Genomic DNA, 20,218 nt, shown 5'->3' on the forward strand with positions numbered 1-20,218 from the left:
ATGCGCGGGGCGCACGGACATGCGTACGCCCCCTGGGGCGAGTGGCGGGCGACGCCCATAGACTGGTGCGCTGCCCGATTCCGTACCCCTCGCGCAGGTACCGCCGTACCGCTCGCACAGGAGCCCGGGGGAATGCGTGCACGACTCAGCCGCCCGATCGAGAGGCTCGTACATCCATGAAGCTCGTCTTCGCCGGTACCCCCGAGGTCGCCGTCCCCGCCCTGGACGCCCTGATCGCCTCCCGGCACGAGGTCGTCGCCGTGGTGACCCGCCCCGACGCCCCCGCCGGGCGCGGCAGGAGGCTCGTCGCCAGCCCCGTGGCCGAGCGGGCCGAGGAGGCGGGCATCGAGGTGCTCAAGCCGGTGAAGCCGCGTGACGAGGAGTTCCTGGCGCGGCTGCGGGAGATCGGCCCCGACTGCTGCCCGGTGGTGGCGTACGGTGCGCTGCTGCCCAAGGTCGCGCTGGACATCCCCGCCCACGGGTGGGTCAACCTGCACTTCTCGCTGCTGCCCGCGTGGCGCGGCGCCGCCCCCGTGCAGCACTCGGTGATGGCCGGCGACGAGGTGACCGGCGCGTCCACCTTCCAGATCGAGCAGGGGCTCGACTCCGGGCCGGTGTACGGCGTGGTCACCGAGGACGTGCGGCCCACCGACACCAGCGGCGACCTGCTGACCCGGCTCGCCTTCGCAGGGTCCGGGCTGCTGGTGGCCACCATGGACGGCATCGAGGACGGCACCCTCAAGCCGGTGCCGCAGCCCGCGGACGGCATCACCCTCGCCCCGAAGATCACCGTGGAGGACGCCCAGGTCGACTGGGCGGCGCCCGCGCTGCGGGTCGACCGGGTGGTCCGGGGCTGCACGCCCGCGCCCGGTGCCTGGACCGTCTTCCGCGGCGAGCGGCTCAAGCTGGTGCAGACCGCGCCCGCCGCCGAGCGGACCGATCTGGCGCCCGGCGAGCTGGCGGCCGGCAAGAACAACGTCCACGTCGGCACCGGCTCGCACGCCGTCGAACTGCTCTGGGTCCAGCCGCAGGGCAAGAAGCCGATGAAGGCGGCGGACTGGGCGCGCGGGGTGCGGATCGCCCCGGGCGAGCGGCTGACCAAGGCGGACGTACGCTGAGAGGGTTCGACCTTTTCGACAAGCGGAGCACCTTTTGAGCGACCAGAAGTCCCGGCAGAGCGGCGCGAAGGCCGGCAACGGCCAGGCCCGCAAGCCCTACAAGCCGCACCGCAAGCCCCAGAAGGACCCCGTCCGCTTCCTCGCGTTCGAGGCCCTGCGCGCCGTCGACGAGCGCGACGCGTACGCCAACCTGGTGCTGCCGCCGCTGCTGAAGAAGGCCCGTGAGCAGCACGAGGGCTTCGACGGGCGCGACGCCGCACTCGCCACCGAGCTGGTCTACGGCACGCTGCGCAGGCAGGGCACGTACGACTCGATCATCGCGGCCTGCATCGACCGGCCGCTGCGCGAGGTGGACCCGCCCGTCCTGGACGTGCTCGCGCTCGGCGCGCACCAGCTCCTCGGCACCCGCATCCCCACGCACGCGGCCGTCTCGGCCAGCGTCGAGCTGGCGCGGCTGGTGCTCGGCGAGGGCCGGGCCAAGTTCGTCAACGCCGTCCTGCGGAAGATCTCCCGGCAGGACCTCGACAGCTGGGTGGAACAGGTCGCTCCGCCCTACGAGGACGACGCCGAGCAGCACCTGGCCGTCGTCCACTCGCACCCGCGCTGGATCGTTTCCGCCCTGTGGGACGCGCTGGGCGGCGGCCGGGGCGGCATCGAGGACCTGCTGGAGGCCGACAACGAGCGGCCCGAGGTGACCCTCGTCGCCCGGCCCGGCCGCTCCACCACGGAAGAACTCCTCGACCTGCTCGGCGAGGAGTCCGGCCTGCCCGGCCGCTGGTCGCCGTACGCGGTCCGGATGGCCGAGGGCGGCGAACCGGGCGCCCTGGAAGCGGTGCGGGAGGGGCGCGCGGGCGTCCAGGACGAGGGCAGTCAGCTGGTCGCCGCCGCACTCGCGAACGCGCCCGTGGACGGCCCCGACCGGCGCTGGCTCGACGGCTGCGCGGGCCCCGGCGGCAAGGCGGCGCTGCTCGCCGCACTCGCCTCCGAGCGGGGCGCGGTGCTGCTGGCCTCCGAGAAGCAGCCGCACCGGGCCCGGCTCGTCGAGCAGGCGCTCGCCGGGAACCCCGGCCCCTACCAGGTCATCGCCGCAGACGGCACCCGCCCGCCGTGGCTGCCCGGCACCTTCGACCGGGTGCTGATGGACGTGCCGTGCTCGGGCCTCGGCGCGCTGCGCCGCCGCCCCGAGTCGCGCTGGCGGCGCCGCCCGGAGGACCTGGAGGGCTTCGCCCCGCTCCAGCGGGGGCTGCTGCGCGAGGCGTTGAAGGCCGTCCGGGTCGGTGGCGTGGTCGGCTACGCGACCTGCTCGCCGCACCTCGCCGAGACCCGGGTCGTCGTCGACGACGTCATCCGCGGCAAGGGCGCGGGCAACGAGCCCTTCGAGGTCGAGTGGGTGGACGCCCGCCCCCTGATGCCCGGTGTCTCCGCACTCGGCGACGGCCCCGACGTACAGCTGTGGCCGCATGTGCACGGCACCGACGCGATGTACCTGGCGCTGCTGCGCCGGACGGCCTGAGCGCGCGAGCCGTCGGGCAGCCGCCGCCGGTACGCCCCGGCCGACCGGGGCGGTCCGGGAGGCGGCCCCGGCGGCTCGGGCCTCTGCGGGGGCGGCGGCCGGGCCCGCGGGAGCCCGGCCGGTGGGAGCCCGACCGGTCCCGCCCCGGTTCCCGTGCGGAACCGGGCCCCGTGCCGTCCGCGCGCCGCTCCCTCCGCGTACGGACCGGGCCCGGCCCCGTACGAACCAGGACGGAACCCTCTCCGGGCCCCCGCCGCGGGCCACCCGGTCGGGGAACTGCCGTGGAACATGGCAGGCTTGGGGCATGGCAGCGCAGATCAATCCCAGCATCCTGTCCGCGGACTTCGCCCGGCTCGCCGACGAGGCCAAGGCCGTCGAGGGCGCCGACTGGCTCCATGTCGACGTCATGGACAACCACTTCGTGCCGAACCTGACGCTCGGGGTGCCGATCGTCGAGTCGCTGAGCAGGGCCACGGACATCCCGCTGGACTGCCATCTGATGATCGAGGACCCGGACCGCTGGGCCCCGCAGTACGTGGAGGCGGGCGCCGGGTCCGTCACCTTCCACGCCGAGGCCGCCGCCGCCCCGGTGCGCACCGCGCGCGAGATCCGTGCCAAGGGCGCCCGTGCCTCCATGGCTCTCAAGCCGGCCACGCCCATCGAGCCGTACGAGGACCTGCTCCCCGAGCTGGACATGCTGCTGATCATGACGGTTGAGCCGGGCTTCGGCGGGCAGTCGTTCCTCGACATCATGCTGCCGAAGATCCGCCGGACCCGGCAGCTGATCGCCAGGCACGGACTCGAACTGTGGCTCCAGGTGGACGGCGGAGTGTCCGCCTCCACCATCGAGCGGTGCGCCGAGGCCGGTGCGGACGTCTTCGTCGCCGGCTCCGCCGTCTACAACACCGACGACCCGGCCGCCGCCGTCCGGATGCTGCGTCACCAGGCCGACGAGGCGACCGCCAAGGCATCCTGGGCCTGCGCGCACTGAGGGGTCCGGCCGGTTCCGTTGCCGCGGCCCTGTGGCGACGGTAATAAGAAGGCAAAATGAACGAGGCCCTTCAGGGCTGATCAAGGTACGTCACATCTGACAGGATGAACGACGAACCATGGTGTGAACATGAAACAGAGGTAAGGAGATCGCGGTGTCTGCGATGTCAGCGGGTCGGTCGGCCATGCGGATGGGACCCGCTGAGCTGGTGCAGGCGGCGGCCATGGCCCGCCGTTTCTATCTGGAGGGCAAGTCCAAGATCCAGATCGCCGAGGAGTTCGGCGTGAGCCGCTTCAAGGTGGCCCGGGTCCTGGAGACCGCCCTGGAGCGCGATCTCGTACGGATCGAGATCCGGGTGCCCGCCGAGCTCGACGCGGAGCGCTCCGACGCCCTGCGCGCCCGGTACGGGCTGCGGCACGCGGTGGTCGTGGAGTCCCCGGCGGACGCAGCCGACGACGCCCCCGACCCGGAGAACCTGGGCGAGGTCGCCGCCGACCTCCTGGGCGAACTCGTCAACGAGGGCGATGTGCTCGGGCTGGCCTGGGGCCGGTCCACCATCCACATGGCCGCGGCCCTGCACCACCTGCCGCCGTGCACCGTCGTCCAGCTCACCGGTGTGTACGACGCGGGCACGGCCGAACGCGGCTCGGTCGAGGCCGTCCGCAGGGCCGCCCAGGTCTCCGGCGGCGAGGCGCACCCCATCTACGCGCCGATGCTGCTGCCCGACCCGGCGACCGCGGCGGCCCTGCGCAACCAGACCGGTATCGCCCGCGCCTTCGACTACTTCGACAAGGTCACGGTCGCCTGCGTCTCCATCGGGTCCTGGGAGCCGGGCATCTCGACGGTGCACGACATGCTGACCGACGAGGAGCGCGCGCACTACGCCTCGCTCGGCGTCGCCGCCGAGACCTCCGCGCACCTCTTCGACGCGGAGGGCCGCCGGGTCGGCCGCGACCTCGGCGAGCGCTGCATCACCGTCGAGGCGGACCGGCTGCGCCGGATTCCCGAGGTGGTCGCGATCGCGGGCGGGCTGCGCAAGGCCGCGGCGATCGACGCGGTGCTCCGCTCCGGACTGGTCACCAGCCTGGTCACCGACACCGCCGCCGCGGACTACCTGCTGAGCGCGGGCGGCACCCCGCCCCGTCCGGCACTGGACCGGGCCGACCCGGACGACTGAGGCGGTCGCGTACGACCGAGGCTGTCGCCGTACGCAGGGGAAGCCCGGACCCTTGAGGCAGCCGCTACGCAAGGGAAAAGGGGCGCCCGGCACGATGCCGGGCGCCCCTTCGGCGTACTCGGGGCGGACTAGCCGACCACGGTCTCCGCCGCGGGCTTCTTCTCCGGGAAGTGGCAGGCCGCGACGTGGTCCTCGGCGTGCGAGGTCATCGCCGGTGTCTGCGTGGTGCAGCGCTCCTGCTCCTTGGCGCCCAGCGCCAGGAACACCGGGCAGCGGCCGCGGAACCGGCAGCCGGTCTGCTTGTCCGTCGGGCTCGGCGGGTCGCCCGGCAGCAGGATCCGCTGCCGCTCGCGCTCCCGCTTGGGGTCGGGCACCGGCACGGCCGACAGCAGGGCCTTGGTGTACGGGTGCTGCGGGTTGTCGAAGACGGTGTCCACGTCACCCGCCTCGACGGTGCGGCCCAGGTACATGACGCTGACCCGGTCGGCGATGTGCCGGACCACCGACAGGTCGTGCGAGACGAAGAGGTACGAGAGCCCCATCTCCGCCTTCAGCTGCTGGAGCAGGTTCAGCACGCCGGCCTGGATGGACACGTCGAGCGCGGACACCGGCTCGTCGAGCACCAGCAGCTGCGGGGCGACCGACAGCGCGCGGGCGATGCCGATGCGCTGGCGCTGGCCGCCGGAGAACTGGTGCGGGAAGCGCTGCGCGTAGTCCGGGTTCAGCCCGACCTTGGCGAGCAGGTCCGGCACGACCTCGGCGATCTTCTCCTTCGGCATCTTCAGCGCCCGCATGGGCTCCGCGATGACGTCGGCGATCGGCATGCGCGGGTCGAGGCTCGCCATCGGGTCCTGGAAGACGATCTGCATCGCGGAGCGCAGCTTGTTCAGCTCCGCGCGGCTCAGCCCGCCGGTGTCCTTGCCGAGCAGGGAGATCGAACCCGACTCCGGCTTGGCCATGTTGAGGATCTCGAACAGCGTCGTGGACTTGCCCGAGCCGGACTCGCCGACCAGGCCGAGCGTCTCGCCCTCCCGGATGTCCAGGTCCACGCCGTCCACCGCGTACACACTGCCGACGCGGCGCTTGAAGGCGGTGCCCTTGAACTGCGGGAACGTCTTCACCAGGTCCGTCACCCGCAGCACGCTGCCGCGCTCGGCGCGCGGCACGGCGGCCTCGGTGACCGGCGGGATCTCGGGGAGCGGGTAGATGTCGACGGGGCCGAGGTTCCGGGCGACGATCTCGTCCGTACGGTGGCAGGCGACGCGGTGGTCGCCGCCGTCCAGCACCGGGTCCTCGGTGCGGCAGCGGTCCTCCGCCATCGGGCAGCGGTTGGCGAACGCGCAGCCGCCCTTCAGCTCCTGCAGCGGGCTCGGCGCACCGGGGATCGGCACCAGGGGCTTGGCCTGCGCCTTCGTACCGTCCTCGGAGGGTTCGTCCACCCGCGGCACGGCGCCGATCAGGCCCAGCGTGTACGGCATCCGCGGGCGCTCGAAGACGTCGTCGACCGTGCCGGTCTCCACGACGCGTCCCGCGTACATCACGGCGATGCGGTCGGCGGTGCCGGCGATGACGCCGAGGTCGTGGCTGACCAGGATCATCGCGGCGCCGGTCTCGCGCTGCGCCGTCTTGAGCACTTCCAGGACCTGGGCCTGGATCGTCACGTCGAGCGCGGTGGTCGGCTCGTCGGCGAGGATCACCGCCGGGTCGTTGGCGATGGCCATCGCGATCATCGCGCGCTGGCGCATACCGCCGGAGAACTCGTGCGGGAAGGACTGCGCGCGGGCCTTCGGGTTGGGTATCCCGACCAGGTCGAGCAGCTCCACGGCGCGGGCCGCGGCCTTGTCCTTCGACATGTCGGTGTGCGTGCGCAGGGCTTCGACGATCTGCTCGCCGATCCGGTACACGGGGGTGAAGGCGGACAGCGGGTCCTGGAAGACCATGGCGACCTTGTTGCCGCGGATGCGGCTCATCTCCCGGTCGGAGGCGCCGAGCAGCTGCTGCCCGTCGAGCTTCACCGAGCCGGTGATGATCGCGGTGTCCGGCAGCAGGCCCATCGAGGCCAGCGAGGTCACGGACTTGCCGGAGCCGGACTCGCCCACGATGCCGAGGACTTCGCCCCGGTGCAGTTCGAGGTCGACGCCCCGGACGGCGGGCACGATGCCCTGCGGACCCTGGAAGCTGACGTTCAGGTCGCGGACCTGGAGCAGCGGCTCGCCCTTCTGGAGGGAGGCGGCTGCGTTGGAGGGGCTGGCGGTGGTGGTCACGCACGGCTCCCGGAGGTCTCGTGGGCGGAAGTGGGGGAGGTGTTCGCGGCGAGCGCGGCGGCGGCCTTCTCGCGGACGGCCTTGGCCTCGCGGGCGACGGCGCGGCGCTGCTTGCGGGAGATCCGGTCGGAGGTGGGGTCGAGGGCGTCGCGCAGCCCGTCACCCATCAGGTTGACGGCGAGGACGAAGATCACCAGCAGGCCGGCGGCGAAGTAGAACATCCACGGCTGGGTCAGCGCGGAGCCCTCACCGGTGGAGATCAGCGTGCCCAGCGACACGTCGGGGGACTGCACGCCGAAGCCGAAGTAGGACAGGCCCGTCTCGGCCATGACCGCGCCGCCGACCGCGATGGTCGCGTCGATGATCAGGAAGGAGGCGATGTTGGGGAGGATGTGCCGCAGGATGATCCGGAACGGGTGGACGCCCATGAAGCGGGCGGCCCGGACGAACTCCTGGTCCTTCAGCGAGAGCGTCATGGAGCGCACCACACGGGCGGTGATCATCCAGCCGAAGACGGCGAGCAGACCGACGAAGGCGATCCAGCCGGTCTCCTTGAACATCGGGGACATGATCGAAATGATCAGGAACGCGGGGAAGACCAGCATCAGGTCGACCACGAACATCGCGATCCGGTCCACCCAGCCGCCGAAGTACCCGGCGCAGGCGCCGACGATCGAGGCGAGCACCGTGGAGAACAGGGCGACCAGCAGACCGATCAGCAGGGACTTCTGCAGACCGCGCACGGTCAGCGTGAACATGTCCCGGCCGATCTGGTCCGTGCCGAACAGGTGGGCGCCGGACGGCGGTTCCTGGAGGGCCAGGTAGTCGACGTCGGTGTACTGGTACGGGCTGAACACCGGGCCGAGGAAGGCCAGCAGGAACAGCAGCACCACGACGACGGAACCGGCGAGTGCCCCCTTGTTGGAGGCGAAGCGGCCCCAGACGACCTTGCTGCGGCTGGGCGGGGCGGTTGGTGCCGCGGTGGCGATCTCGGCGACGGTGGCGGTTTCGGTGGTCATCGGTGTGCTGCTCCCTGCGCAACGGTCTTCGTCTGGACTCGGTCGGCGGTCCGTGCGGGCACGGTGTGTCCGCTAGCCATTGCGGACCCGCGGGTCGAGAGCGGCATGCAGGATGTCGGCGACGAAGCCGGCGAGCAGCACCATGACGGCGGCGAACAAGCTGTACGCGACGACGGAGTTGACGTCGTTGCTGGTGATGGAGTCGATCAGCCATTCGCCCATGCCGTGCCAGCCGAAGATCTTCTCGGTGAAGGTGGCGCCGGTGAACAGGCCGAGGAATCCGTACGCGAAGAACGTGGACATCGGGATCATCGCGGTCCGCAGGCCGTGTTTCATCAGTGCCCTGCTGCGCGAGAGCCCCTTGGCGCGGGCCGTGCGCAGGTAGTCCGAGCCGAGCACGTCGAGCATGGTGCTGCGCTGGTAGCGGCTGTACGAGGCGATGGTGACGACCACGATCGCCAGGGTCGGCAGCAGCAGGTGGATCGCGCGTTCCTGGAGCATGGTGAACAGGCCGTCGGCGAGCGTGGTGTCGCCCTCACCGATGAACTTGATGTTGGTGCCCATGGTGTTGTTGAGCCACATGGCGCCCTGCTTGATGAACGCGGCCACCAGCAGCATGGGCATCGACATGACCAGGAAGGAGAAGATCATCATTGCCCGGTCGGAGAATTTGTACTGGCGTATCGCGCCCCAGGCTCCGAACAGAATGCCGAGCACCGTGCCGAGGATCGTGCCGATCAGCAGGAGGCGGAGCGAAACGCCGATCCGGGAACCGAACTCCTCGTTGACCGAGGTGTCCTTGATGGTCTTGCCGAGGTCGCCCTTGGCGACGTTGGAGGCCCAGTCGCCGAAGCGCTCCGGCAGCGGCGTCTTGTCGTTGATCCCGAGCTGCGTGAGCTGGCTGTCCACCACGGTGGCCGCGGGTCGCGGGTTCCGGTTCTCGAAGTACGACCGGGGAGTGAGGGATGTCGAGGCGAGTGCGTACGACAGCCCGACGGCGACCACGAGCAGCACGACGTAATAGCCGAGCCGCTTCGTCAGAAAGCCGAGCACGGGACCTCCAACTGACCTGAGAGGGGGAAGAACTCCGCAGGCTGCGCTGCCGCGGAGGCGACGGAACGTGGTGAGGCACGTGCGTCGCGATGTCCACATTCTGGGCCGTGATATCCGATTAAAGGACTCTTGGCCGGTATCGATCAGGTAAAGGTTCCCGATACATGTTTAGTTTGGGGAGTTCAGGCGCTTACTGTCCGGATCAACAGCAGTCGGACCCCCTCAGGTAACAGCGGCCGACGCGTCTCATTATGTGAGATTTAGTAACTCAGGAGACCTCCTATGCGCACTTCCACCAGAACGGCCGCCTTTGTCGTGGCGACCGTGACTGCTTCGCTGGTCCTCTCCGCCTGCGGTTCGGGCGACAAGTCCGAGGGCGAGCCGAAGAAGCAGGCCGTCGCGAACCACGCCTCCGAGGTCAACCCGCAGCCGGTGTCCGCGCTCAAGCAGGGCGGCGAGCTGAGGATCGCCGTTCGTGAGTGGATCACGCAGTACAACCCGAGCCACGTGGAAGGTTCGCAGGGAGACCGCCGCACCATAGCCGAGCCGATGCTGCCGAGCATCTGGCAGGTGGACGCCAAGGGCGTCATCACCCCCGACAAGGACTACATCGAGTCCGCCGAGTCGGTCGACAAGGGCGGCAAGCAGGTCCTGACGTACAAGATCAACCCCAAGGCCAAGTGGTCGGACGGTACGGCTCTGAGCTACCGCGACTTCGAGGCCATGTGGAAGGCGCAGGGTCAGGACAACAAGGACTTCCTGATCAGCGAGTCCACCGGCTACGAGGACATCGAGTCGGTGAAGGCCGGTGCGAACGACCAAGAGGTCGTCATCACCATGAAGAAGTTCACCTCGCAGTGGCAGGGCATGTTCTGGCAGCTCATGCCGGCCAAGTTCATCGACACCCCGGACAAGTTCAACAAGGGCTGGGTCGAGAAGATCCCCGTCACCGCCGGTCCGTTCAAGGTCGGCAAGATGGACAAGACCGCGCAGACGGTCACCCTGGTGCCGGACGCCGCGTGGTGGGGCGAGAAGCCCAAGCTCGACAAGATCGTCATCCGGGTCCTGCAGCCCGACGCGCAGATCGACGCGTTCCTGAACAAGGAGCTCGACGTCACCACGGCGTCCAACGCCGACTACTACAAGCGCCTCAAGGCCGCCAAGGACACCGACTTCCGCATCGGTTCCCCGTGGGACGAGACCCACATGACCTTCGGCTCCGGCGGCCCCGTCGCCGACGTCAAGGTCCGTCAGGCCGTCCAGATGGCCGTCGACAACAAGGTCATGGCCGACATCGCGGGCAAGGGCCTGCCGGTCGAGTTCAAGACCCTCGGCAGCCACTTCTACATGCCGAACCAGGAGGGCTACCAGGACAACTCCGGCAAGTACGGCAAGGGTGACGTCGCCGCCGCCGGAAAGCTCCTGGACGAGGCCGGCTGGAAGTCCGCGGGTGAGGGCCAGGTCCGCACCAAGGACGGCAAGAAGCTGGAGCTGAACTACGTCACCGGTGCCGGCGCCAGCGCCTCGGTGAAGGCGCGCGACGCCGCCACCCAGTCGATGCTGAAGAAGGTCGGCATCGACATGAAGATCAACGAGGTCTCCGCCAACGACTACTTCAACAAGTACGTCAACAAGGGCGCCTTCGACATCACCGGCTTCCGCTTCACCAGCGCCACCGGTCTCACCTCCGACGGGTTCGGCATCTACCGCGACCCCAAGGGCGGCCAGATCTTCCAGAACTACGGCAAGGTCGTCATCCCGGGCGGTGAGGCGAAGTACCGCGAGGCGCTCTCCGCGAAGACCCCGGAGGAGTCGCAGAAGCTCCAGAACGAGGCCGACAAGATGATCTGGGACGCCGGCCACTCGCTGGAGATCTTCCAGACCCCGGCGATCATCGCCACCCCGAAGAAGCTCGCCAACTACGGTTCGCCGGGTCTGGCCTCGGTCGACTGGAAGAGCGTCGGCTACATGAAGTAACCCCCACCGGAGCGTGCGGGCGGCCCGACGGCCGCCCGCACCCCCCCGGCGAGCCCCGCCCCGCCCCCGCCGCGCACCCGGCAGGGGCGGGGCGGGGCCTTTTCCGCTGCCCGAAGCCGCTCCGGCGCATCTTGGAGCATCGGCCAGCTCCCGGTGTCCCGCCCTGGACGATCCGCCGGGCGCACAAAATCGGACAGGCATGGGACAATCGAGTACGTGCGTTTTCCCCCGGGCTGAAATGCCCCGGGGCCAACACCGAACGACTGGATGTTCCGCGCGTGCGCTTCCTCAACGATCTCAAGCCGCCGTACGACCTCACGTACGACGACGTCTTCATGGTGCCGAGCCGCTCCGCGGTCGGTTCCCGCCAGGGGGTCGACCTTTCCTCCCCCGACGGCACCGGCACCACGATCCCGCTGGTCGTCGCCAACATGACCGCCATCGCCGGCCGCCGCATGGCGGAGACGGTGGCCCGCCGGGGCGGGCTCGTCGTCATCCCGCAGGACATCCCGATCGAGGTCGTCACCGAGGTCGTGTCCTGGGTCAAGACCCGCCACCTGGTCCTCGACACCCCCATCGTGCTGGCCCCCGGCCAGACCGTCGCCGACGCGCTGTCCCTGCTGCCCAAGCGCGCGCACAACGCCGGTGTCGTCGTGGACGAGGACGGCAGGCCCGTGGGCGTCGTCACCGACCAGGACCTGGCCGGGGTCGACCGCTTCACCCAGCTCTCCGAGGTCATGTCCAAGGACCTCCTGCTGCTGGACGCCGGCATCGACCCGCGCGAGGCGTTCAACAAGCTGGACGCGGCCAACCGCCGCTACGCCCCCGCCGTGGACGCCGAGGGCCGCCTCGCGGGCATCCTGACCCGCAAGGGCGCGCTGCGCGCCACCCTCTACACCCCCGCCACCGACGCCGCGGGCAAGCTGCGCATCGCCGCCGCCGTCGGCATCAACGGCGACGTCGCGGGCAAGGCCAAGCAGCTCCTCGAAGCGGGCGTGGACACGCTCGTCGTCGACACCGCGCACGGCCACCAGGAGTCGATGATCGCCGCGGTCAGGGCCGTGCGCGCGCTCGACCCGCAGGTCCCGATCGTCGCGGGCAACATCGTCGCCGCCGAGGGCGTCAAGGACCTCATCGAGGCCGGCGCCGACATCATCAAGGTCGGTGTGGGCCCCGGCGCCATGTGCACCACCCGCATGATGACCGGCGTGGGCCGCCCGCAGTTCTCCGCCGTGATGGAGTGCGCCGCCGAGGCGAAGAAGCACGGCAAGCACGTGTGGGCCGACGGCGGTGTCCGCCACCCGCGCGACGTCGCCATGGCGCTGGCCGCCGGCGCGTCCAACGTCATGGTCGGCTCCTGGTTCGCCGGTACCTACGAGAGCCCCGGCGACCTCCAGCAGGCCGCCGACGGCCGCTGGTACAAGGAGTCCTTCGGCATGGCCTCCGCGCGCGCGGTGAAGAACCGCACCAGCGAGGAGTCCGCGTACGACCGCGCCCGCAAGGCCGTCTTCGAGGAGGGCATCTCCACCTCGCGGATGTTCCTCGACCCGGCCCGCCCCGGCGTCGAGGACCTGATCGACTCGATCATCGCGGGCGTGCGGTCCTCCTGCACCTACGCCGGTGCCGCCTCGCTGGAGGAGTTCGCCGAGAAGGCGATCGTCGGCGTGCAGAGCGCCGCCGGATACGCCGAGGGCAAGCCGCTGCACGCCAGCTGGAGCTAGTGCCTCCCGCCCGGACCGCGCCGGGGCCCGTCTCCTCCTCCGGGGGAGGCGGGCCCTTCGGCCATGTGGGCCCGATAGCCTGCCGCAGACGGTGAACTGCGGCTAAGGGGCAGCATGATTCGGGTGTTGTTGGCGGACGACGAGACGATGATCCGGGCCGGGGTGCGGGCGATCCTGTCCGTCGCGGAGGACATCGAGATCGTCGCGGAGGCCGGGGACGGTCGGGAGGCCGTGGAACTGGCGCTCGGGCACCGGCCCGACGTGTGTCTGCTCGACATCCGGATGCCCCGCCTGGACGGGCTCCAGGCCGCCGAGGAGCTGCGGCGGGTACTGCCGGGGACGGCCGTGATGATGCTGACCACCTTCTCCGAGGACGAGTACATCGCGAGCGCGCTCGGCTCCGGGGCGGCCGGGTTCGTCCTGAAGTCCGGCGACCCGCACGAACTGATCGCCGGGGTACGGGCCGTCGCCGAGGGCGGCGCCTATCTGTCGCCGACCGTCGCCCGGCGCGTCATCACCCACATCGGCACCGGGCAGCTGGGCAAACAGGCCGTCGCCCGCGCCCGCACCGAGATCCTGACCGCACGCGAGCGGGAGGTGCTCGCCCTGGTCGGGGCCGGGCTCTCCAACGCCGACATCGCCCGCCGGCTGCACGTCGTCGAGGGCACGGTGAAGGCGTACGTCAGCCAGATCCTGGCCCGGCTCGACTTCAAGAACCGCGTCCAGGCGGCGATCCTCGCGTACGAGGCGGGACTCGTCCCCGAGGAGTGACCCGCCCGCCGCCGCCCCAACCCGCCCCCGTACAGGCCCGGTTCACCGGCGTACCCCCTACTTTCGTCAGCGGTGCCCGGATCGCCGAGCGGCCAGAATGGGGGCATGAAGAGCGAGCGGCGCCGTCGGCTGTACGACCTCGGGGTGTGGCTGGCGGTGAGCGCGCCGCCGGTCGCCGTGGCCGCCACCCACCAGGGGCAGGGCCGGGCGGTGCTCATGGCCGTGGTCGGCGTGCCGCTGCTGGCCCTCGCGGTGGCGCTGGGGCGGCGGTGGCCGCTGGGCGTCCTGCTCGTACCGCTGGCCCTGCAACTGGCCCAGGACGCCGAGCTGCTCGCGCTTCCCTTCCTGCCCGCGCTGACGGTCCTCGCGTTCGTCGCCGGGGGCAGGGCGGGCGAAGTGCGGCCCGCGGTGCGGTTCTTCGGGGCGGCGGCACTGGCCGGGCTGCCGGTGTGCGTGTTCGTCCGCGATCTGTGGGCCTGGCCCACCCAGTTGCTCATGCTGCTGCTGACCGTGGGCCTGCCGTGGCTGCTGGGGCGTTGGCGGCGGCAGTACGCGGACCTGGTGAGCACCGGCTGGCGGCTCGCCGACCGGATGGAGCGCGAACGGCAGGCCGTCGCGGACCGCACCAGGATGCGCGAGCGGGCCAGGATCGCGGGCGACATGCACGACTCCCTCGGCCACGACCTGACGCTGATCGCCCTGCGGGCGGCGGCGCTCCAGGTGGATCCGGGCCTGGACGCCCGGCAGCGGGCGGCCGTCGGCGAACTCCGCGAGGCCGCCGCCGCGGCCACCGGGCGGCTGCGCGAGACCATCGGCGTACTGCGCGCCGACGACGAGGGGTATTCCGGCGACGAGCGGCCGTCGGTGGGCGAGGCGGGCGCGCCGGTCGCCCCGGCCGAGGTCGTCGAACGGGCGCGGGCCGCCGGGGTCGACGCGGCCCTGGAACAGCGCGGCGACCTTCAAGGGCTGCCGCCGATGGTGGGGCACGCCCTGCACCGGGTCGTCCAGGAGGCCGTGACGAACGCCACCAAGCACGCGCCGGGCGCGGCCGTACGGGTCGAGGTCGTCCGGGACGGCGACACCCTGGACGTCCGCGTCACCAACGGCGCCCCGACGGCCGGGGGCCCCGGCGGCCGGGCGGGGCGCGGCACTTCGGCGCTGGGCGTCGCCTCCGGCGGCACCGGGCTGGTCGGCCTCGACGAGCGGGTGCGGCTCGCGGGCGGCACCCTGCGGGCCGGTCCGCTGCCCGGTGACGGCGGGGGCGGGGGCGAGGGCTGGTACGAGGTGGTGGCCCGCCTCCCCGCGGTGGCCGGCGCCGCCGCCGGGGAGGAGCGGCCCGTCGCCTCGGAGTCCGCCCGCGAACTGGAGCACGCCCGCGACCAGGTGCGGCTGCGGGTCCGGCAGACGGTGGTGGCACCGCTCGCGGCGCTGGCCGGCATCCTCCTCGTCCTGTTCCCGGTCTCGCTCGCCAACTCGGCCCTGTCCGTACTGGACCGGGAGTCCTACGAGCGCCCCGCGGTGGGGGAGCCGCGGGGCGAAGTGGCGGAGGGGATGCCGCTGTTCACCCGGGACGGGGTGCCGGACGGGGCCCCCGCGGAGCCGCCGGGCGAGGACTGTGTGTACTACAGCACCAGATTGCTCTCCGACGACGCCTACCGGCTCTGCTTCTCCGGTGGGAAGCTGGCGTCGAAGGGCACTGTGGGCGGTTAGCGGGGTGTTCGTGGGGGGAGGGGGGTTAAATCCTCGTTGTGAAGGTGGTGTTGAATAAATTCGCGGCACGTGAACACGAATGGCATGCCTGCCTCCGGGTACACGCGCCCTTGCGCTGATACACCGATGAAGGGGAGGACACCGTGTCCATGGCGACCGCAGTCCCGACTGGAGCCACGCGTGGAATGTCCGTGGCCGCACCCACGGAGCAGGAACTTCCCCACGTGGAGAATCCGTCGGAGGTAGCCCCGAAGGACGCCCGCGAGCTGTCGAGGATCTTCTTCGCACGACTCGCCGTTCTGGAGGAGGGCACGCACGAGTACCAGTACGCCCGCAACACCCTGATCGAACTCAACCTGGCGCTGGTGAAGTACGCGGCGACCCGGTTCCGCAACCGCGCCGACCAGATGGAGGACATCGTCCAGGTCGGCACGATCGGTCTGATCAAGGCCATCGACCGGTTCGAGCTGACCCGCGAGGTCGAGTTCGCCACCTTCGCGATGCCGTGCATCGTCGGTGAGATCAAGCGGTTCTTCCGGGACACCAGCTGGTCCGTCCACGTGCCGCGCCGGCTCCAGGAGCTGCGGATAGACCTGGCGAAGGCGTCCGACCTGCTCTTCCAGCAGTTCGACCGGGCGCCCACCACCGCCGAGCTGGCCGCCCACCTGGACATGGAGGAGGACGAGATCGTCGAAGGCCTCGTCGCCTCCAACGGCTACACCGCGGGCTCCATCGACATCCCGCTCGACGACGGCGCCGACTCCGGTTCGCAGACCCTCGCCGACCGGATCGGCGACACCGACGCCGACCTGGAGATCGTGGAGAACGTACAGGCGCTGAAGCCGCTCATCGAGGAACTCGACGAGCGCGACAAGCGGATCCTGAGCATGCGCTACGGCGCGGAGATGACGCAGTCGCAGATCGGTGCCGAGCTGGGGGTCTCCCAGATGCAGGTCTCCCGGCTGCTGACGCGCATCACCAAGCGGCTGCGGGAGGGCCTGCTCACCCAGGAGTGAGCACGCGCCCCGGGCGAGCCGTCCGGAGCGGGCGGCCTCGCTCCGGAGCGAGCACGGAAGGCCCGAGCGGAAGAACACGGCAGGTCCCAGCGGAAAGGGCCCGGCCGCACCCTTCGGGGGTGCAGCCGGGCCCTCGCTCCGCGACCGACGGGTGCCCGCCGCCGCGCCGGGACGCAACGTTCAGCAGGCGCGCTCCGCACGGTCAGCAGGCGCTCTCCACCGGGCGCAGCCAGGTCGCGCTGACCCGCTTGCCCTCCGGCAGCATCCGCACCTCCACCTGACCGGCCAGCCGCTGCACCATGTGCCAGCCGAAGCCGCCGCCGCCGGAGAAGTCCGGCTCGCGGGCCACCGGCGGCTCGGGGCTGGAGTCGTCCATCTCGACCACCAGCAGTTCGTGCCCGCCGCGCAGCCGCAGCCGCCACCAACCGGAGGTGTGCCGCACCGCGTTGGTCACCAGTTCGCCCACCACCAGCAGGACCGCGTCCAGATCCGCCCAGGGGCAGTGCTGGGCCAGAAAGGCGGCGGCCGTGTCCCTTGCGGACGCGCTGTCTCCGTGTGCTCCTTGCGGTGAATCCAGGACAACCACGAGCGGCTCCTCAGTCATCAACCGCTCGCTTACCCCGTCTTCACGAACTCATTGCTCCCACCGGGCCTCAGTTGTGGGCGCCTGCGGCGAACGCCGCGTCCGGGTCCGGATAGGCGCGGAACACCCCGTCGAGCCCGGTGATCCGGAATATCTTCCCCACCATCGGGCCGATCCCGCTGACCACGATGTCCGCGCCCGCGGCCATCGCCACCTTCCGCGCGATGATCAGCATCGTGATGCCGGTGGAGTCGAAGAAGGTCAGCTCCGCCAGGTCCAGGACCAGCAGAGCGCCGGGGGCGAGCGGGAGGTGGACCAGTACGGAGCGCAGCCGGGGCGAGTTGTCGAAGTCGAGGTCGCCCCCGACGGCGAGCACCACCCCGCCGGGCCGCTCCCGCACGGTGACGGTCAGCTCGTGGCCGCTGTCCGCGGCGTTGTCTGGGTCAGGGTTCATGCGCTGTCCTCGCGAGTGCGGCGTACGGTCAGGGCCACCGTGTCGTCCGGGTGCAGGATCACGGTGTGCATGTCGGCGGCGATGGCGCCGGGGATCTTGTCTATCGGCAGGTGCCGGTGGCGCAGCGCGACCTCCTGGAGCCGCCGCTCGCCCTCCCGGGGGTCCCGCCGGCTCTCGGTCAGCCCGTCGGTGTACATCACCAGCAGGTCGCCCGGCGCCAGTTCGTCGTAGAGCAGGCGCTCGCTGCCCGGCAGCGGATAGCCGATGCCCCGGCCCCGCACCTCCAGGAACTCCGTGCCGCCGTCCGCGCGCACCACCAGGGCGGGCGGGTGCGAGCCGTTCGCCAGTTTCACCGCGCCGCCCACCGGGTTGATCCGCGCCAGCAGCACGGTCGCCATCAGGTCGCGGTCGAAGGGCAGCAGGATCTCGTCGGTGCGCTCCACGATCGAGTCCAGCGGATGGCCCTCCAGGGCCAGGGTGCGTACGGCGTGGGTGACGTTGAGGGCGCTGCGGGTGCTGGTGACGCCGTGCCCCAGCGCGTCCACCAGGGTGATGTGCACCCGTCCGTCCGGCAGCAGGAACCAGTCGTAGAGGTCGCCGCCGGTGGGGGCGTCGGTGCCGGCCGGTTCGTAGTGCACCGCCATCTCCAGGCCGGGCACCCGCACCGGGGCCGGGCGCAGCGCGTCCTCCAGCTCGCGCAGCATCTGGCCGTGCGCGCGCCGCAACTGCTCGTCGCGCTCCTCCAGCTGGACGTAGAGGGCCAGTACGCCGCTGTTGGTCTCGGCCAGTTCGTGCTTGAGCCGCTTGTGGTCCTCGGCCAGCGCGTCGGCGCGGGCCAGCGCGGAGCGCAGCTCCTCCTCCAGGAGGTCGGTGACGCCGGGTTCCGCCCCGTTCTCCCGGCCGGGGCGCGGCAGGCCGCCCGGCGGGTCCGGGGGCTGCGGCAGCCGCCAGACGGCCGCGGCGCCGGGCATCCGGTGGGCGGGCAGCGGAAGGTCCCCGAGCGACGGCGGGCGCGGCGCGAGCGGGGTGCGCAGCCGCACCGTGAGTACGGCGCGACCGTTGTCCGGGTCGGTCTCCCGGCGGACGTGCAGCGAGACCGACCGGCCCGCGCCCAGCTCCCCGGCGGCCACCTGGGTCACCGCGAGCGCCAGCCGGGCCCGCAGCTCGACGGGCAGCCGCAGCTGGTGCGCGAGGCGGCGCAGGGTGCTGCGCAGCCCCGGCAGGGAGTGATGGGTGGTGCTGTGGGGGATCATGCGTCTCTCTTCGGGGTTCCTTCGTCCGTGCGCGTGCTCTCCCGCGCGTCCGCCCGCGGCGGCCCGGACGGCTGCGGTGCCACGGCGCCGGTGGCGACCACGGTCGCGTCGTCCCGGCTGCGCCGGAAGTCGTGGGCCAGCGAGGCGACCAGCAGCGGCGGCGGCAGCCGCAGCAGGAACGGCGACGGGTCGTGCGTCCAGCGCGCGTCGATACCGTCGCTGTGTACGACCAGCGTCGCACCCGCGGGCACCGCCACCCGCTGCACCCGGGGCACCGGCATGTTCCAGCCGACCACCCCGGGCTGCCCCGACAGCCGGGAGCGCACCCCGTCGAAGCCGGCCACCTGTGTCCGTACGTTGCCCACCGCGCAGTGGTCGGCGTCCCCGTCGGGGCGCAGCCGCAGCAGTCCCACCGCGGCGCCCCTGGTGTGCCGCAGCGCCCGGTGCAGTGCGCTCATCAGGGCGGGCAGCGGCAGCCCGGGGGCCCGGTGGAACGCCCGCAGCGCCGCCTCGGCGGCCTCCGCGGCGGGCGCCCCGTGGCCGAGCCCGTCCACCACCACGACGGTGCGTTCGCCCGGTGCGGTGTCGGCGACCGACCAGCCGTCGCCGCAGCTGTCCTCGCTCTCCAGCGGCAGGCAGAGCGCGGCCAGGTCGGGGCCCGGGTCGGGCGGGGCGCCGGGGGCGGTGACCCGGGCGCAGATCAGGGTGCCGAGGCCGGGCCGCGTCCGCAGGGTGAACTCGGAGGCGATCCGGCGGACCGCCCCGAGCCCCGAGCCGAGGGTGTTGGTGGTGGTCCAGCCGTCGGTGAGGGCGGCGCCCAGGTCGGGGATGCCGGGGCCCCGGTCGGAGGCCAGGATCTCCACGCCCGCGCGCAGCGGCAGCGGCTGGACGAACAGCGAGCCGTCCTGCGCGTGTTTGGCGATGTTGCTGGCCAGCTCGCTGGCGAGGACGGCCGCCCGGTCCGGCAGGGCCCCCGGCAGCGCGCTGTCGAGGGCGATCCGCCGGGCGGTGGCCGCCGCGAGGTGGACGGCGCTGTAGTGGTCGATACGGATCCGGGCGGAGACCGGCGAGCGCACGGCGGCCCGGCCCGGGGCCGGGCGGCCCGGCCCCGGTGAACCGCCGGACGTGCCGTGCGCGGGATCCGTGGCGGACATCAGCGTCCGTTCCACCGGGCGGCGACGACGGTGGTGCCCTCGCCGTCCGTGCTGTGCACCGAGAACTCGTGCATCAGCCGTCGTGCCCCGCCCAGTCCGTGGCCGAGCCCGGCGCCGGTCGTGAAGCCGTCCGTCAGCGCCGTCTCCAGGTCGGGGATGCCCGGCCCCTCGTCGCGCACGGTCAGCCGCAGCCCGCGTCTGCCCGTCGCGTGCAGCTGCTCGATGGCGAGCGTGCCGCCACCGCCGTGGATGTAGGCGTTGCGGGCCAGCTCGCTCGCCGCCGTGACGATCCGGGTCTGGTCGACCAGCCCGAATCCCGCTTCGACGGTGGCGGCCCGCACCGCGTGGCGGACCGTCAGCAGGTCCTCCTCGGTGCCGACCGCGTACGTCGCGGGGCCGCCGTCGCGGTCCCGGGTGCGCGGTGCGGTGAACCCGGTGTCCCGG

17 protein-coding genes are annotated in these 20,218 nt (G+C 71.8%); 9 read left to right on the forward strand and 8 right to left on the reverse strand.

Features of this window, described 5'->3' with window-relative positions:
• Positions 1-176 precede the first annotated feature (176 nt).
• From fmt to ACFYVL_RS25660, 4 genes are all read left to right on the forward strand, one after another.
• The gene (gene fmt, locus ACFYVL_RS25645) at positions 177-1,118 is read left to right on the forward strand and encodes a methionyl-tRNA formyltransferase (protein ID WP_389248626.1); all 942 of its coding nucleotides are present in this window, start codon (positions 177-179) and stop codon (positions 1,116-1,118) included.
• A gap of 34 nt (positions 1,119-1,152) precedes the next feature.
• Entirely contained in the window at positions 1,153-2,631 is a 1,479-nt protein-coding gene (locus ACFYVL_RS25650) for an RsmB/NOP family class I SAM-dependent RNA methyltransferase (RefSeq protein WP_389248628.1), read from the forward strand.
• A gap of 304 nt (positions 2,632-2,935) precedes the next feature.
• Entirely contained in the window at positions 2,936-3,622 is a 687-nt protein-coding gene (gene rpe / locus ACFYVL_RS25655) for a ribulose-phosphate 3-epimerase (protein ID WP_389248630.1), read from the forward strand.
• A 163-nt stretch (positions 3,623-3,785) separates the two neighbouring features.
• Positions 3,786-4,799, forward strand: coding sequence for a sugar-binding transcriptional regulator (locus tag ACFYVL_RS25660; RefSeq protein WP_389248757.1), 1,014 nt, complete (start codon positions 3,786-3,788; stop codon positions 4,797-4,799).
• A gap of 128 nt (positions 4,800-4,927) precedes the next feature.
• Here the strand turns inward: ACFYVL_RS25660 and ACFYVL_RS25665 are convergent, their stop codons facing one another.
• The 3 genes from ACFYVL_RS25665 to ACFYVL_RS25675 form a co-directional block, all read right to left on the reverse strand.
• A complete protein-coding gene (locus ACFYVL_RS25665; RefSeq protein WP_389248632.1) occupies positions 4,928-7,063 on the reverse strand; it encodes a dipeptide ABC transporter ATP-binding protein in 2,136 nt (711 codons plus the stop codon).
• Positions 7,060-8,082, reverse strand: a complete 1,023-nt coding sequence (locus tag ACFYVL_RS25670) for an ABC transporter permease (protein WP_389248634.1) — start codon at positions 8,080-8,082, stop codon at positions 7,060-7,062. Before ACFYVL_RS25670 ends, ACFYVL_RS25665 begins: the two co-directional genes overlap by 4 nt.
• 72 nt (positions 8,083-8,154) lie before the next feature.
• Positions 8,155-9,135 (reverse strand): ABC transporter permease, encoded by a 981-nt coding sequence (locus ACFYVL_RS25675; RefSeq protein ID WP_389248635.1) that lies wholly within the window; start codon positions 9,133-9,135, stop codon positions 8,155-8,157.
• A gap of 282 nt (positions 9,136-9,417) precedes the next feature.
• Between ACFYVL_RS25675 and ACFYVL_RS25680 the strand changes: the two genes are divergently transcribed.
• The 5 genes from ACFYVL_RS25680 (at position 9,418) to ACFYVL_RS25700 (ending at position 16,330) form a co-directional block, all read left to right on the forward strand.
• Positions 9,418-11,112: an ABC transporter family substrate-binding protein gene (locus ACFYVL_RS25680; RefSeq protein ID WP_389248637.1), complete on the forward strand. Its 1,695-nt coding sequence runs from the start codon at positions 9,418-9,420 to the stop codon at positions 11,110-11,112.
• 278 nt (positions 11,113-11,390) lie between these two features.
• Positions 11,391-12,833 carry a GuaB1 family IMP dehydrogenase-related protein gene (locus tag ACFYVL_RS25685; RefSeq protein ID WP_389248639.1) on the forward strand — a complete coding sequence of 481 codons (1,443 nt, stop codon included), beginning with the start codon at positions 11,391-11,393 and terminating at the stop codon, positions 12,831-12,833.
• A 114-nt stretch (positions 12,834-12,947) separates the two neighbouring features.
• A complete protein-coding gene (locus ACFYVL_RS25690; RefSeq protein ID WP_389248641.1) occupies positions 12,948-13,604 on the forward strand; it encodes a response regulator in 657 nt (218 codons plus the stop codon).
• A 105-nt stretch (positions 13,605-13,709) separates the two neighbouring features.
• Positions 13,710-15,314, forward strand: a complete 1,605-nt coding sequence (locus ACFYVL_RS25695; RefSeq protein WP_389248643.1) for a sensor histidine kinase — start codon at positions 13,710-13,712, stop codon at positions 15,312-15,314.
• A gap of 185 nt (positions 15,315-15,499) precedes the next feature.
• Complete coding sequence (locus ACFYVL_RS25700) at positions 15,500-16,330, forward strand: RNA polymerase sigma factor SigF (RefSeq protein ID WP_389248645.1); 831 nt, start codon at positions 15,500-15,502, stop codon at positions 16,328-16,330.
• Between the two features lie 202 nt (positions 16,331-16,532).
• Here the strand turns inward: ACFYVL_RS25700 and ACFYVL_RS25705 are convergent, their stop codons facing one another.
• The 5 genes from ACFYVL_RS25705 to ACFYVL_RS25725 are packed head-to-tail and all read right to left on the reverse strand — an operon-like array spanning position 16,533 to position 20,136.
• Positions 16,533-16,934 carry an ATP-binding protein gene (locus ACFYVL_RS25705; RefSeq protein ID WP_389248647.1) on the reverse strand — a complete coding sequence of 134 codons (402 nt, stop codon included), beginning with the start codon at positions 16,932-16,934 and terminating at the stop codon, positions 16,533-16,535.
• A 49-nt stretch (positions 16,935-16,983) separates the two neighbouring features.
• Positions 16,984-17,367 carry an STAS domain-containing protein gene (locus ACFYVL_RS25710; protein ID WP_389248649.1) on the reverse strand — a complete coding sequence of 128 codons (384 nt, stop codon included), beginning with the start codon at positions 17,365-17,367 and terminating at the stop codon, positions 16,984-16,986.
• Positions 17,364-18,620 carry a PP2C family protein-serine/threonine phosphatase gene (locus ACFYVL_RS25715; RefSeq protein WP_389248651.1) on the reverse strand — a complete coding sequence of 419 codons (1,257 nt, stop codon included), beginning with the start codon at positions 18,618-18,620 and terminating at the stop codon, positions 17,364-17,366. Before ACFYVL_RS25715 ends, ACFYVL_RS25710 begins: the two co-directional genes overlap by 4 nt.
• Positions 18,617-19,774, reverse strand: a complete 1,158-nt coding sequence (locus ACFYVL_RS25720) for a SpoIIE family protein phosphatase (RefSeq protein WP_389248653.1) — start codon at positions 19,772-19,774, stop codon at positions 18,617-18,619. The genes ACFYVL_RS25715 and ACFYVL_RS25720 overlap by 4 nt, the downstream gene beginning before the upstream one ends.
• Positions 19,774-20,136, reverse strand: a complete 363-nt coding sequence (locus tag ACFYVL_RS25725; RefSeq protein ID WP_389248759.1) for an anti-sigma regulatory factor — start codon at positions 20,134-20,136, stop codon at positions 19,774-19,776. The genes ACFYVL_RS25720 and ACFYVL_RS25725 overlap by 1 nt, the downstream gene beginning before the upstream one ends.
• Positions 20,137-20,218 lie beyond the last annotated feature (82 nt).

Origin of the sequence: Streptomyces sp. NPDC004111 (genome assembly GCF_042874215.1) — a bacterium.
GTDB lineage: Bacteria > Actinomycetota > Actinomycetes > Streptomycetales > Streptomycetaceae > Streptomyces.

Excerpts from the sequence above, each read along its gene's own strand:
- rpe (WP_389248630.1), top strand. The coding sequence starts at position 2,936 with ATGGCAGCGCAGATCAATCCCAGCATCCTGTCCGCGGACTTCGCCCGG.
- fmt (WP_389248626.1), top strand. The coding sequence starts at position 177 with ATGAAGCTCGTCTTCGCCGGTACCCCCGAGGTCGCCGTCCCCGCCCTG.
- ACFYVL_RS25660 (WP_389248757.1), top strand. The coding sequence starts at position 3,786 with ATGTCAGCGGGTCGGTCGGCCATGCGGATGGGACCCGCTGAGCTGGTG.
- ACFYVL_RS25690 (WP_389248641.1), top strand. The coding sequence starts at position 12,948 with ATGATTCGGGTGTTGTTGGCGGACGACGAGACGATGATCCGGGCCGGG.
- ACFYVL_RS25715 (WP_389248651.1), bottom strand. The coding sequence starts at position 18,620 with ATGATCCCCCACAGCACCACCCATCACTCCCTGCCGGGGCTGCGCAGC.
- ACFYVL_RS25670 (WP_389248634.1), bottom strand. The coding sequence starts at position 8,082 with ATGACCACCGAAACCGCCACCGTCGCCGAGATCGCCACCGCGGCACCA.
- ACFYVL_RS25700 (WP_389248645.1), top strand. The coding sequence starts at position 15,500 with ATGTCCGTGGCCGCACCCACGGAGCAGGAACTTCCCCACGTGGAGAAT.
- ACFYVL_RS25720 (WP_389248653.1), bottom strand. The coding sequence starts at position 19,774 with ATGTCCGCCACGGATCCCGCGCACGGCACGTCCGGCGGTTCACCGGGG.
- ACFYVL_RS25695 (WP_389248643.1), top strand. The coding sequence starts at position 13,710 with ATGAAGAGCGAGCGGCGCCGTCGGCTGTACGACCTCGGGGTGTGGCTG.
- ACFYVL_RS25705 (WP_389248647.1), bottom strand. The coding sequence starts at position 16,934 with ATGACTGAGGAGCCGCTCGTGGTTGTCCTGGATTCACCGCAAGGAGCA.
- ACFYVL_RS25680 (WP_389248637.1), top strand. The coding sequence starts at position 9,418 with ATGCGCACTTCCACCAGAACGGCCGCCTTTGTCGTGGCGACCGTGACT.
- ACFYVL_RS25710 (WP_389248649.1), bottom strand. The coding sequence starts at position 17,367 with ATGAACCCTGACCCAGACAACGCCGCGGACAGCGGCCACGAGCTGACC.